The organism is Xanthobacter pollutisoli, from assembly GCF_040044995.1.
In the GTDB taxonomy this organism is placed as follows: domain Bacteria; phylum Pseudomonadota; class Alphaproteobacteria; order Rhizobiales; family Xanthobacteraceae; genus Xanthobacter.
Genome location: NZ_JBDZDP010000011.1, coordinates 22,138 through 35,780 on the forward strand (window position 1 = coordinate 22,138; position 13,643 = coordinate 35,780).

Annotated in this window: 6 protein-coding genes; 1 reads left to right on the forward strand and 5 read right to left on the reverse strand. The window is 66.8% G+C overall.

Annotation, left to right across the window (positions count from 1 at the left end):
- Positions 1 to 87 precede the first annotated feature (87 nt).
- From ABLE93_RS18675 to ABLE93_RS18685, 3 genes are all read right to left on the reverse strand, one after another.
- On the reverse strand, positions 88 to 3,495 hold the full coding sequence (locus ABLE93_RS18675; RefSeq protein WP_348841368.1) for a transglutaminase family protein: 3,408 nt from the start codon (positions 3,493 to 3,495) through the stop codon (positions 88 to 90).
- 268 nt (positions 3,496 to 3,763) lie between these two features.
- Complete coding sequence (locus ABLE93_RS18680; protein ID WP_348841369.1) at positions 3,764 to 6,979, reverse strand: efflux RND transporter permease subunit; 3,216 nt, start codon at positions 6,977 to 6,979, stop codon at positions 3,764 to 3,766.
- 26 nt (positions 6,980 to 7,005) lie between these two features.
- Complete coding sequence (locus tag ABLE93_RS18685) at positions 7,006 to 8,301, reverse strand: efflux RND transporter periplasmic adaptor subunit (protein WP_348841370.1); 1,296 nt, start codon at positions 8,299 to 8,301, stop codon at positions 7,006 to 7,008.
- 445 nt (positions 8,302 to 8,746) lie between these two features.
- On the opposite strand from ABLE93_RS18685, the gene secA reads away from it, so the two are divergent.
- Positions 8,747 to 11,524, forward strand: coding sequence for a preprotein translocase subunit SecA (gene secA / locus ABLE93_RS18690; protein ID WP_348841371.1), 2,778 nt, complete (start codon positions 8,747 to 8,749; stop codon positions 11,522 to 11,524).
- Positions 11,525 to 11,573: 49 nt separating this feature from the next.
- Here the strand turns inward: secA and ABLE93_RS18695 are convergent, their stop codons facing one another.
- Entirely contained in the window at positions 11,574 to 12,176 is a 603-nt protein-coding gene (locus tag ABLE93_RS18695) for a Pr6Pr family membrane protein (RefSeq protein ID WP_348841372.1), read from the reverse strand.
- A 129-nt stretch (positions 12,177 to 12,305) separates the two neighbouring features.
- Positions 12,306 to 13,493, reverse strand: coding sequence for a L,D-transpeptidase family protein (locus ABLE93_RS18700; RefSeq protein ID WP_510183055.1), 1,188 nt, complete (start codon positions 13,491 to 13,493; stop codon positions 12,306 to 12,308).
- Between the last annotated feature and the right edge of the window lie 150 nt (positions 13,494 to 13,643).

Sequence of the window (13,643 nt, forward strand, 5' to 3'; positions counted from 1 at the left end):
CGCGGGCGAAGCGCGAGCTGGACTGGTCCTTGACCGAGCCGCCCCGGTCGTCCGGGCGGCTCGCTCTTCAGGCGTGATGCAGCGGCGTCATGCGTCGAACGGCCGGCGCAGGTCGAGGGTGGTGGGGAATTCGTCCGGCGCCGTCTCCAGCACCACCGTTGCGGCGCCTGGCGTGTGGCCGAATGGGACGAAGCGAGCCAACCGCCGTGCCTCGGCCTCGTAGGAGTTCACCGGGAAGGTATCATAATTGCGGCCGCCCGGGTGGGTGACGTGATAGACGCAGCCGCCGCGCGAGCGCTGGCTCCAGGTATCCACCACATCGAAGGTGAGAGGCGAGTGCACCGGGATGGTGGGGTGCAGCCCCGACCACGGCTGCCAAGCCTTGTAGCGCACGCCGGCGACGAACGTGCCGTTCCGCCCGGTGGGGGCCAGCGGCACCTTGCGGCCGTTGCAGGTGAGGATGTGACGCGAGGGATTGAAGCCCTCCACCTTCACCTGAAGGCGCTCCACCGAGGAGTCCACGTAGCGCGCAGTGCCGCCGATGACTCCCTCCTCGCCCAGCACGTGCCAGCATTCCAGCGCCTGCCGCACCTCCACGTCCACGCCGCTGCGCTGGACCGTGCCGAAGGACGGGAAGCGGAACTCGTACTGGGCCCGGAACCACTCGGGGTCGAAGGCATAGCCGGCGTCGCCGAGGTCCTCCAGCACGTCGAGGAAGTCCGCCCAGACGAAGTGGGGGAGCATGAAACGGTCCGTCAGGATCGTGCCCCAGCGGGTGCAATGGCCCTGCACGGGGTTGTTCCAAAGCCGGGCGATGAGGGCGCGCAGCAGCAATTGCTGCGCAAGGCTCATGCGCCAGTCCGGCGGCATCTCGAAGCAGCGGAATTCCACCAGCCCGAGACGGCCCGACGTGCTGTCGGGCGAATAGAGCTTGTCGATGGAGATTTCCGTGCGGTGGGTGTTGCCGGTCACGTCCACCAGCAGGTTGCGCAGCAGCCGGTCCACGAGCCATGGCGCAGGCGGAGTGCCGGAGCCGGGCAGCGGGATCTTGGAGAAGGCGATCTCCAGCTCGTAGAGGCTGTCGTGGCGCGCCTCGTCCACGCGCGGGTGCTGCGAGGTGGGGCCGATGAACAGGCCGGAGAACATGTAGGAGAGCGAGGGATGGCGCTGCCAGAAGAGCAGCAGGCTCTTCAGCAGGTCGGGCCGGCGCAGGAAGGGGCTGTCGGCCGGCGTGGCGCCGCCCACCACCACGTGGTTGCCGCCGCCGGTGCCCGTGTGGCGACCGTCCACCATGAACTTCTCGGTGCCGAGGCGGGCGAGCCGCGCCTCCTCATAGAGGATGCGCGTGATCTCCACGCAGCCGGCCCAGCTGTTGGAGGGATGCACGTTCACCTCCAGCACACCCGGATCGGGCGAGAGGCGGATCACGTCGAGGCGATAGTCGAAGGGCGGCGGATAGCCTTCGAGATGGATCGGGGAGTTGAGCTCGATGGCGGCCTGCTCGATGGCGGCGATGAGGTCGATATAGTCCTCCAGCACCTCCACCGGCGGCAGGAACACGCACAGGCGCCCACCCCGCGGCTCGACGCAGAGAGCGGTCCTCGTATCCACCGTGAAGATCTGGGTGTCGTGGCGCGCGAGATAGTCGCGCACCTCCGCCTGGGCCCGCTCGCCGGCGCCGAAGGCCTCGGTGCGCGGCGCCACGGAATAGCGCTCGCGGGTCACGTCGTAGGGCACCTCGGGCATTTCCCCGCCCTGGTCCGCGGCGCTGCGATAGCGCGCCGCCACCGCATCGGCGTCGGGCAGCGGGCCGCGCGGCTCGAAGGGGTCGGCCGGCACGGTGTAGGGATAGCGGGTCGGCGCCAGATACTTCAGCGATTCCAGCGGAAGGCGATAGCCGATGGGGCTTTCGCCGGGAATAAGGAAGAGGAACTCGCGGCGGTAGCTCCACTCCTCCGAGCGCCATGCCGGCCCCTCCGGGGTGGCGACCCGGCGCAGGGGCAACACGGAGCCGGAGGGCGTGCCCAGGCCCTGATTGAAAGCGCGGGCCAGCATGCGGCGCTGTACCTCGTCCGCCATGCGCTCGTCGCCGGGGGCGATGTTCTCGGGAAGGCACTGCTCCTTCCACATGAAATAGATGTTGTCCTCGTAGGCCTGCTGGACAAACTGTTCCCCGGCCCCGAGCTTCTCCGCCACCGTCTTGCAGAAACGCTCGGCATCGGCGGAGGTGGCGCCGTAATTCACCTTCTCGTCGGCGATCAGGTCCTCGCGCCGCCACATGGGCTGGCCGTCCTTGCGCCAGAACAGGTCGAACGACCAGCGCGGCAGCGTTTCGCCCGGATACCACTTGCCCTGGCCGTAGTGCAGGACGCCTTCGGTCGAGAAGCGGCGGCGCAGACGGCGGATGAGCTCGTCGGCGCGCACCCTCTTCTGCGGGCCCAGGGCCTCGGTGTTCCATTCGGGCGACTGGTAGTCGTCGATGGAGACGAAGGTGGGTTCGCCACCCATGGTCAGGCGCACGTCGCCGGCCTTGAGATCCTCGTCCACTTTCCGTCCTAGGGCGTCGAGGGCGCTCCAGGTCTCGTCCGAGAAGGGCAGCGTCACGCGCGGCGCCTCGGCCACGCGGGTGACGTTCATCTCGAAGCCGAACTCCGTCTCCGCCTTCTCCATGAGGTAGCCGCTGATGGGCGCGGCAGAACGGTAGTGGGGGGTCGCAGCGAGCGGGATGTGGCCTTCGCCGCAGAGCAGGCCCGAGGTGGGATCGAGGCCGATCCATCCCGCGCCCGGCACGAACACCTCGCACCAGGCATGGAGGTCGGTGAAGTCCACGTCGGTGCCCGAGGGCCCGTCGAGGGCGGCGACGTCCGGCTTCAGCTGGATCAGGTAGCCCGAGACGAAGCGCGCGGCGAGGCCGAGGTGGCGCAGCAACTGCACCAGCAGCCAGCCGGTGTCGCGGCAGGAGCCGAGCTTCTTCGCCAGCGTCTCGTCCGGCGTCTGGACGCCGGGCTCCATGCGGATCACGTAGCCGATATCGCGCTGGAGGCGCTGGTTGATGCCGACCAGGAAGTCGACGATGCCCATGGGCTCGCGCGGCACCGAGGCCACCAGGGCGTCGAACAGCGCGCCCTCGTTCTCCAGCTCCAGATAGGGCGCGAGCTCGGCCTTCAGCTCGGGCGCGTAGGTGAAGGGAAACTTCTCGGCATAATCCTCGACGAAGAAGTCGAACGGGTTGAGCACGTCGAGCTTGGCGAGGAGGTCGACCTCCACCTTGAAGGTCTTCACCTTCTCCGGGAAGACGATACGGGCCAGCCAATTGCCGAAGGGATCCTGCTGCCAGTTGATGAAATGCTCGGCAGGGGAAATCTTGAGCGCATAGGCCGGAACGTCGGTGCGGCTGTGGGGCGCCGGCCGCAGCCGGATGGTCTGCGGGCCGAGGACGACGGGCCGCTCGTAGGTGTAGCTCGTGACGTGATGCAGGCTCGCGAGGATCGACATGATGGCACCTGGTCCTGCGGGCGGCAGCCCAATGGAGGGTCAGGAGAGCCGAGCCGGGCTGCTTCGGATGGCGCCCGGACGATTGCCCCCTGAAATCTGAGACGACTTATCTACCGCCCCGCTTGCGATGCAAGCCGGGCGGTGTGTGGCGGCGGTTTGTGGTCAAGGTTAGACAAGGCTGTTATGGGGCGGAAGCGCGACTTTGCGGCGACAACCGCCCACCTGCGGGGCAGTTGCCTGGTGTTTCAGCAGTGCCGCCGCGACCCGATCAGGCAGATGCGGGAGCCGGCGGCACGCCGGCACCACCGACGGGCGTTTCCGGCGGCTCGGGCGGCGCATGGCCGCGCGCGGTCTTCTTCTTGCCCTTGCGCCCTTCCTCGAAGCGCTGAAGCACCGTGTAGAAGGACGGCACGAACAGCACGGCAAGGCAGGTGGAGGCCAGCATGCCCGACACCACCGCGATGCCGATGGACTTGCGCGAGTTTGCGCCGGCGCCGGTGGCGAACACCAGCGGCAGCACGCCGAGGATGAAGGCGAAGGAGGTCATGAGGATGGGGCGGAACCGCAGGCGCGAGGCCTCCACCGCCGCATCCATGATGTCCATGCCCTCCATCCGTTTCTCGCGGGCGTATTCGACGATCAGGATCGCGTTCTTGGAGGCAAGCGCGATCAGCAGCACGAGGCCGATCTGGGTATAGAGGTTGTTGGGCACCCCGAGGGCGAGGAGCGCGCCCACGGTGCCGAGCAGGGCCAGCGGCACCGCGAGGATCACCGACAGGGGTTGGATCCAGCTCTCATACTGTCCGGCGAGGACGAAATAGACCAACAGGATGGCGAGGCCGAAAACATAATAGATCTGATTGCCGACCGCCTTCTCCTGGTAGGACATGGCGGTCCATTCAAAGCCGGTGCCCGGCGGCAGTGTCGAGGCGGCGATCTGCTCCATGAGCGAGAGGGCCTGGCCGGACGAGAAGCCGGCCGCGTTGGATCCCACCACCGACGAGCTCGGATAGAGGTTGTAGAGCGAGATCAGCGGCGGGCCCTGCACCATCTTGATGTCCACCAGGGTGCCGAGGGGCACCATGGCGTTCTGCGAGGGCGAGCGCACCTTCAGCTGCATGAGGTCGGCCGGGGTCACCCGGTAGCCCGACTCGGCTTGGATGTAGACTTGGAAAACGTTGCCGAACTTGTTGATCTGGTTGACGTAGGTCGAGCCCAGATAGGCCGAGATGGTGTCGAACACCTGACCCACCGTGACGCCCAGGGTCTCGGCCTTGATGCGGTTGACGTCCACCTGGATCTGCGGCGCACCGGCGCGGAAGGAGGACGAGACATGAGTGAGGGCGGACTGCGCCCGCGCCTTGTCCACCATGGACGTGGTGATCTGCTCCAGCAGGCGGTAGTCGAAATTACCGTTGCGCAGCTGCGGCTGCATGGTGAAGCCGGCGGCGTTGCCGATGCCCTGGATGGCCGGCGGCACGAGGATGAGCACCTCGGCCTGCTCCACGTCCGCCACCGCCTTGTTCAGATTCTGGTAGAGCGACAGCAGGTCCTGCCCGGTGGTGGAATAGCGCACGTCCCAGGGCGTGAGCGTGATGTAGGTGACGCCGGCATTGGCGAGGGTCGACGAATTGTCGAGCACCGAGATGCCGGAGATGGCGAGCACGGTCTGCACGCCCGGGACCTTGCGGATGCGCTCCGAGACGTCCGCCAGCACCTCCTTGGTGCGGTTGAGGTTCGAGGCGTCCGGCAGCTGCACGTGGGCGAGGAAGTAGCCCTGGTCTTCGATGGGCAGGAAGGCGGTCGGGATGCGGGTGAGCCCCCAGCCGGCCACCGCCATGAGGGCGATGGCGATCAGGACCATCAGCTTGGAATGATGGACCATGCGGCCGATGAGGCTGGCGTACCCGTGCTCCGCCTTGCCGTAGATCGCGTTGAAGCCGCGATAGATGAAGTTGCGCTTCTCCGGCGGCACTGGCGGCCGCAGCCACAGGGCGCACTGGGTGGGCTTGAGGGTCGCGGCGTTGATGGCGGAGATGAAGGCGGTGGCGGCGATGACCAGCGCGAACTGCTTGAACATCTGCCCGGTGAGGCCCGGGATGAACGAGGCCGGCAGGAACACGCTCATCAGCACCAGGGTGATGCCCACCACCGGACCGAACAGTTCGTCCATGGCCTTTTCGGCGGCCGGCTGGCCCTCCATGCCCTCCTCGATATGCCGCGCCACGCCTTCCACGATGACGATGGCGTCGTCCACCACGATGCCGATGGCGAGGATGATGGCGAAGAGGGTGGAGAGGTTGATGGTGAAGCCCATGGCGTCCATGGCGGCGAAGGCGCCGATGATGGTCACCGGCACGGTCGTCGCCGGCACCAGCGTGGCGCGCCAGTCCTGCAGGAACAGCAGGATGACCACCAGCACGAGGATCGCGGCCTCGAACAGGGTCTTCCACACTTCGTCGATGGAGGCGGTCACGAACAAGGTCGTGTCGAACGGGATGGCGTAGTCCAGGCCCTGCGGGAAGTCCTTCTTCAGGTCCTCCATCTTCTTGGCCACCCGCTGCGCCACGTCGAGGGCGTTGGCGGCGGGGAGCTGGAAGATGCCGATGCCGGCAGCGGGCTTGTTGTCCTGCTGGAAGTCCTTGGAATAGCTCTGCGCGCCGAGCTCCACCCGCCCGATGTCGCGGATGCGGACGATCCGGCCGCCGTCGGAATTGTCCACCTTGACGATGATGTTCTCGTAATCCTTCACGTCGTCCAGGCGGCCCGCGATGTTGACCGTGTACTGGAAGGCCGCGTTGGACGGGGCGGGAGGAATGCCGAGCTGGCCGGGGGTGACGATCTGGCTCTGCTTCTGGATGGCGTTGGAGACGTCGGTGGGCGTCAGGCCAAACGCCTGCATGCGGTCGGGGTCCATCCAGACGCGCAGGGCGTAGGTGCCGGCGCCGAACACCGCAACGTTGGCGACGCCGTCCACGCGCTCCAGCTCGTTCTGGATGTTGATGATGGCGTAGTTGTTGAGGAAAAGGCCGTCATAGCGGCCGTCCGGGGAAATAAGGGTCACGAACTCGAGGATCGAGGTGCCCTTCTGCAGGATGGTCACGCCCTGGTTCTGCACCGCCGCCGGAAGCGAGGCGAGAGCGATGTTGACCCGGTTCTGCACCAGCACCTGCGCCATGTTCGGATCGGAGCCGATGGCGAAGGTCACGACCAGCGTATAGGTGCCGTCCGAGGCCGACCAGGACTGCATGTAGAGCATGCCCTCGACGCCGTTCACCTGCTGTTCGATGGGCAGGGCGACCGTGTCGATGAGCGTCTTGGCCGACGCGCCGGGATAGGAGGTGGAGACCGACACCGTGGGCGGCACGATGTTGGGATATTGCGAGACCGGCAGCCGCATCAAGGACACGAGGCCGATGAGCACGAACACCAAAGCGAGCACGTTCGAGAGGACCGGCCGCTCGATGAAAAAGCGCGAGATCATGGGCGCTGCCTGATGTTCGAGGGCGGTCAGTTCTTCGGAGCGGCGGGAGCGGCCGGCGCGGGTGCAACCGACGGCGCCGGAACCGCGGGAGCGTTGGCCGGGGCGACGCCCGCCGGCTTCGGCAGCGGCTTGTTGCCGTCATCGGTAGCGGGCGGCGCGACGCCGACGATCTTGCCCTGCTCGGCCTGAACCTTGGAGCCCGGCACCGCGCGCTGCATGCCGTTGATGACGATGCGATCGCTGGTGGTGAGGCCGCTCGACACCGCGCGCAGGCCGTCGGCCTGGAGCTGGCCGAGGGTGATCTGGGTCTGGCTGACCACGTTGTCGGCGTTGACCGTCAGCACGTAGGGGCCGAGCTGGCTGTAGCTGATGGCGGAATCGGGGATCAGCACGGTCGGCGCCGGCTTGCCCAGGGGCACGCGGACGCGGGCGAACAGGCCGGGGAGGAGCGCGAAGTCGTCGTTCTGGAACACGCCGCGCACGGTCAGCGTGCCAAGGCTCGGATCCACCTGCGGCGCGATGTAGTCGATGCGGCCGCGATGGGGATAGCCGGTCTCGGTCTGCAGCCCGATCTCGATCGGGATGTCCGGGATGTCGTGGGTGAGGGAGGTGAGCGAACGCCCGTCCTTCGCGAGGTTTTCCTTGATTCGCAGGACTTCCTGCTCGCTCAGGGTGAACCAGACCCAGATCGGGTTGAGCTGCACGATGGTGGCGAGCTTGGTGGGCCCGCTGTAGCCCACGAGGGCGCCTACATCCTGCAAATGCGCCGTCACCGCGCCGTCGAACGGCGCCGCCACCTGGGTGTAGCCAAGATTGATCTCGGCGAGCTGGAGCGAGGCCTGCGCATTGGCCACGCCGGCAACGGCGGAATCGCGCTTGGCGCGGGCCTGGTCGAGGGTCGCCTGGGAGGCGAAGTCCTGCTTGGCGAGCTGGGCCTGACGGTTGTACTCCGCCTCGGCCTGCACCTGCGACGCCTGGTTGGACGCAAGCGTCGCCTTCGCCTGGTCGAGCTGCGCCTGGTAGGTGTCCTGCTCGATGGTGAAGAGCACGGTACCCTTCTTGGCGAAGGCGCCGTCCTTGTAATTGATGGCGGTCAGGAAGCCCTGGACGCGGGCATTGAGGTCCACCGAATTGATGGCGGCCGTGTTGCCGGTGAGCTCAAGCACGCGGCTGACCGGCTTTTCCACCACGGACGCCACGGTCACCGTGGGAGGCGGAGGCGGCACATAGGTGTTCTTTTCCTCGCAGGCCGCCATGGTGAGCCCTGCGCACAGAGCAAGGCCCGCACGTCCCGTACGGAACACCTGAATACCCCCCACCATTCCTAATCCCCCAATTGTGCCGCGATACTAGAGGCCGGGATTCGGCATGTCCACGAACGCCCCTGCTCTATCCTGCTTGCGCCGGATGGATTTGGCTGAAGCGGTGCAGGATGGCAACGCTTTCCATCCGGTGGAGGGAATGCTCAGGCGGCTTTGCTGAGAGCCACATCGGGCCGTCGGTTGGTCGCCCTTGTCGAATGGTGGCGCGCGATGCGGGGGCCTCGCATTGACATTGCACCGACCCGTTCATAAGTGTCCGCTTGGTGTGCTGCCCGCCGAAGCGGTGCGGTTGCGGCTGCGCGTTTGGTCGCTGCGCCCGCTTCCCGTCCGGTCGGACTTCAAGACGCCCCATTGGGGGTGTCCAACGGCGCGCATCGTTGACCGGAGGGTCCGGCGGCCCGTCTCCGCCCTCCTTGAGACCTGACGGAACGGAACAGAGAAACCCATGTTAGGTGGACTTGCCCGCAAGCTCTTCGGCTCCGCGAACGATCGCCGGGTGAAAGGCTACCGTCCCCGCGTCCAGGCCATCAATGCGCTGGAGAAGGAGCTCGAAGCCCTCTCCGACGACGCGCTGCGCGCGCGGACCGAGATGTTCCGCACCCAGTTCGCCGAGGGAACGAGCCTCGACGACCTGCTGGTGCCCGCATTCGCCACCGTCCGCGAGGGCGCCAAGCGCGCGCTCGGCATGCGCCATTTCGACGTGCAGCTCATCGGCGGCATGGTGCTGCACGACAGCTCCATCGCCGAGATGAAGACCGGCGAAGGCAAGACGCTGGTCGCGACCCTCCCCGTCTACCTCAATGCCATCGCCGGCAAGGGCGTGCACGTGGTGACGGTGAACGATTATCTCGCCAAGCGCGACGCCGAGTGGATGGGCAAGCTCTATCGCTTCCTCGGCCTCTCCACCGGCATCATCGTCCACGGCCTCGACGACGACGAGCGCCGGGACGCCTACAATTGCGACGTCACCTACGCCACCAACAACGAGCTGGGGTTCGACTACCTGCGCGACAACATGAAGTACGAGCGCGCCCAGATGGTGCAGCGCCCGCACTTCTACGCCATCGTGGACGAGGTGGACTCGATCCTCATCGACGAGGCGCGCACGCCCCTCATCATCTCCGGCCCGCTCGACGACCGGTCCGACTTCTACAACACCATCGATCTCTATATTCCCCGCCTCTCCAAGGAAGACTACGAGGTGGACGAGAAGCAGCGCTCCGTCACCATGACGGAAGCGGGCATGGAGAAGATGGAGCAGATGCTGGCCGAAGCCGGCATCCTGAAGACCGAGAGCCTCTACGACATCGAAAACGTCTCGGCGGTCCACCACGTCAACCAGGCCCTGCGCGCGCATACCCTGTTCCAGCGGGACAAGGACTATATCGTGCGCAACGGCGAGGTGGTGATCATCGACGAGTTCACCGGCCGCATGATGCCGGGACGACGCTATTCGGAAGGCCTCCACCAGGCGCTGGAGGCCAAGGAGCGCGTCCAGGTCCAGCCGGAGAACCAGACCCTCGCCTCCATCACCTTCCAGAACTATTTCCGCCTCTACGAGAAGCTCGCCGGCATGACCGGCACCGCTGTCACCGAGGCGGCGGAGTTTTCCGACATCTACAAGCTCGAGGTGTTGGAAATCCCCACCAACGTGCCGATCTCCCGCGTCGACGACGACGACGAGGTGTATCGCACCGCGAGCGAGAAATACGCCGCCATCATCGAGCTCATCAAGGATTGCTCGCAGCGCGGCCAGCCGGTGCTGGTGGGCACCACCTCCATCGAGAAGTCCGAGCTTCTGGCGGAATTGCTCAAGCAGGCCGGCTTCCACCAGATCGACTTCGGCGACCCCAACGCCTTCGCCCACGACCGCTCCGGCAAGGCCTTCGCAGTGCTGAACGCGCGCTATCACGAGCAGGAGGCCTATATCGTCTCGCAGGCGGGCGTGCCCGGGGCGATCACCATCGCCACGAACATGGCCGGCCGCGGTACCGACATCAAGCTCGGAGGCTCCGCCGACATGCGCATCGCGAGCGAGCTGGAACACCTTCCCGAGGGGGCGGAGCGCACCGCCGCCGAGGATAAGATCCGCGCCGAGGTGGAGGAGTTGAAGCAGAAAGCGCTGGCCGCCGGCGGGCTCTTCGTGCTCGGCACCGAGCGCCACGAGAGCCGGCGCATCGACAACCAGCTGCGCGGCCGCTCGGGCCGCCAGGGCGACCCCGGCCACTCCAAGTTCTTCCTGTCGCTCGAAGATGACCTGATGCGCATCTTCGGGTCGGACCGGCTCGACGGCATGCTGCAGCGCCTCGGCCTCAAGGAAGGCGAGGCGATCATCCATCCCTGGATCAACAAGGCGCTGGAGAAGGCGCAGCAGAAGGTGGAGGCGCGGAACTACGACATCCGCAAGAACCTCCTGAAGTATGACGACGTGCTCAACGACCAGCGCAAGGTGGTGTTCGAGCAGCGCGTGGAGCTGATGAACGACGACGATGTGGCCGAGACCGTGGAGGACATGCGCCACGCCCTCATCACCGAGCTCGTCGCCAAGTTCATCCCCGAGAATGCCTATCCCGAGCAGTGGGACGTGGACGGCCTCGACGAGGCTCTCAAGGAAGTCCTCGCTTTGGACCTGCCGGTCAAGGACTGGGCCAAGGAGGAGGGCATCGCCGGGCCCGAGGTGACCGAGCGCATCATCCGCCGCGCCGACGAATGGATGGCCGCCAAGACCGCCCAGTACGGGCCGGACATCATGCGCTATGTGGAGAAGTCCATCCTTCTCCAGACCCTCGACCATCTGTGGCGCGAGCACATCGCCATGCTCGACCACCTGCGGCAGGTGGTGGGCCTGCGCGGCTACGCCCAGCGCGATCCGCTCAACGAATACAAGTCCGAGGCTTTCAACCTCTTCTCCGCGCTGCTGAACCGCCTGCGCGAGATCGTCACCGCCCAGCTCATGCGGGTCGAAATCGTCGCCCAGCCGCCCATGACGGACGAACTGCCCGCCATGGAGGCGCACCACGTCGACCCCTTCACGGGCGAGGACGAGATGTCCAGCGTCGGCGCCGCCCTTGGGCAACGGCCGGAGCCCCTGTTGTCGGGGGACGTGGCGGTGGCGGAGCGCGATCCCGACGATCCGTCCACCTGGGGCAAGGTCGGCCGCAACGAGGCCTGCCCCTGCGGCTCGGGCAAGAAGTTCAAGCACTGCCACGGCCGCTTCGGCTGAGGTGGCACCCCCGGCGCGGTCATCCCGCGCCGGGCCACGGCCTGCAGGCTCAGCCGCGCCGGTGGCCGATCGCCCGGTCGATCCCCACGAAGATCAGCGCGGTGACGAAGAACACGACCGCCAGCACCACGGCATTCTGAGCCATCTTCTCGGCCCCGAGCTTGGCCGGATCGAGGAACCAGTAGGCGTACCAGCCGTCCGCCTCACCGCGCGCCAGCGCATAGACGAGATAGGCCAGTGGTGGCGCCATGGCCCATGGGGTATCGGCCAGCCGCAATCGCCCGTGGGGCCCAAGCAGCCAGACAATCAGGAACAGCACCGGCACCGCCTGATGCAGCAGGCGGTCGGCGACCAATTGCGCGCCTTGCGGGCTCCAGACGTGGCGTAGCAGCAACGCATAGATGATCCCGACCAGCACGATGGAAACCACCGCCGTCAACCGCGCCCGTGCCCCGGTGAGCGCGTGCAGCCCGCCCAGCGCGATCTCGGTGGCGACGATGGCGACGCCGAGGTTGGTGAGCACCGTGAAGAAGCCGAGGAAGCGCCACAGCGCCGGGCCGAAGCCCTGGCCGGCGGCGGCCATCGTCTGGACCACGATAACCAGCTGGAGGATCAGCGCCGCCCAGCCGACGACTGCCGTGAGGGCGGCCATCGGTCGGCACCACGCACCATGCCCCATTCCCCGCCTCCCCCAGCGTTCCCGAGGCGAGCCTAAGCTCAACCTCCTACGGCCGGCAAGGAGCGCGCCAGCGCGGCCCGCCGAAGCGGTAGGCGCCTCGGTCTACTGGGAATAGGAGCTGGTTGCGACCGCCGTCGGCTTCGGCGACGGGAGGGGCTTGGCCGGGGCGCCCGGGGCCTCAGCCGGTGCTGCCGCTGCGCCGGTGCTGCCGGTGGTGGCCGGGGCGCCGTCGCCGTCATCGGCGCGCATCAGCGCGTCGGCCTGGAGCTTGGCCGGCGTCTCCTTCGGCGGGTTCACATACTCAGGCAGGCGGCCGGGCGCCTGGGTATAGGAGAGTTGGCCGGTCTCGCGCTCCTTGAGCTTGGCGAGGAACACGGGGTGCATGCCGCCATCGGCGCCGGTCTTCACCGGGGCCACGGGAGAGGTGGTGGCGAGCGCCGCCACCTGCGCGTCGTCCGAACGCTGCTTGGAAGCCACCGCCGAGGCAATCTGCTCCGGCACCTGATAGGGCGGGCAGGCCTGGCTGGCCTCGAAAGAGCGGCCCGGCGCCGGCGTGGCGTCGAACACGTAAGTGCGGTTGCAGACCGACACCTTCGGCTCCTGCTTGGTCACCTCGAAGTGGTCGTAGCCCTGCTTCAGGTTCCGCCAGAAGGCCATATTGGGGTTATTGCGGTAGCGGGCGAGGTTCTTCGCCGTCATCCGGAAGGGATAGGCCTGCACCTGGAAGGCGCGCTGGCCGCCGGCGAAGCTCTCGCGGGCGAGGGAAAAGATTTCGGAAATCTGGTCGTCGGTCATGGCATAGCAGCCCGAGGACGAGCAGTCGCCGTGCACCATAAGGAAGTCGCCGGTGCGCCCGTAAGCCTTGTCATAGGCGTTCGGGAAGCCAAGATTGAACGCCAGATAATAGCTGGAATTCGGGTTCATCTGGCCGGGGGTGATCGTGTAGAAGCCCTCCGGCGCCTGCCTGTCACCCGTTCCCACCTTGGGGCCCAGCTCTCCTGACCAGCGGCAGATGGGATAGGTCTTCAGCAGCGCGTAGCTGCCGTCATTGGCCACCTTCCACACCTCAAGCTCAGATTCCTGCTTGAAGATGCGCACCAGGATGGGGCTCGACGGCGCCATGTCCTTCTTGGCGATCAGAGAGACCATCTCCGGAGACAACGGCTTGTTGGCCTTGCGCGCCACCTCGGAATCTGTGGCGTTGCAGCCCGCGAGCACCAGCGCCGCGCAGCCGGCGAGGGCCACCATGCGGAACCGGGACGAAAGACGGCTGAAGGCAAAACGGCTCAACACGCTGCTCCTGGGTCCACACCGGCCATGCGACCGATAAGGCTAGCCCCCCGCCCTTGACGGGACGTTACCGCCGCCGTGCTGGCACCGATGGAGAAAATAAGGCAAATGCGGCCAAGATGAGGAGCGGCGCACGCTTGTCCCTCATGC

Coding starts and splice junctions, on each gene's coding strand:
- ABLE93_RS18675 (WP_348841368.1), bottom strand. CDS start 3,495: ATGTCGATCCTCGCGAGCCTGCATCACGTCACGAGCTACACCTACGAG.
- ABLE93_RS18680 (WP_348841369.1), bottom strand. CDS start 6,979: ATGATCTCGCGCTTTTTCATCGAGCGGCCGGTCCTCTCGAACGTGCTC.
- ABLE93_RS18685 (WP_348841370.1), bottom strand. CDS start 8,301: ATGGTGGGGGGTATTCAGGTGTTCCGTACGGGACGTGCGGGCCTTGCT.
- secA (WP_348841371.1), top strand. CDS start 8,747: ATGTTAGGTGGACTTGCCCGCAAGCTCTTCGGCTCCGCGAACGATCGC.
- ABLE93_RS18695 (WP_348841372.1), bottom strand. CDS start 12,176: ATGGCCGCCCTCACGGCAGTCGTCGGCTGGGCGGCGCTGATCCTCCAG.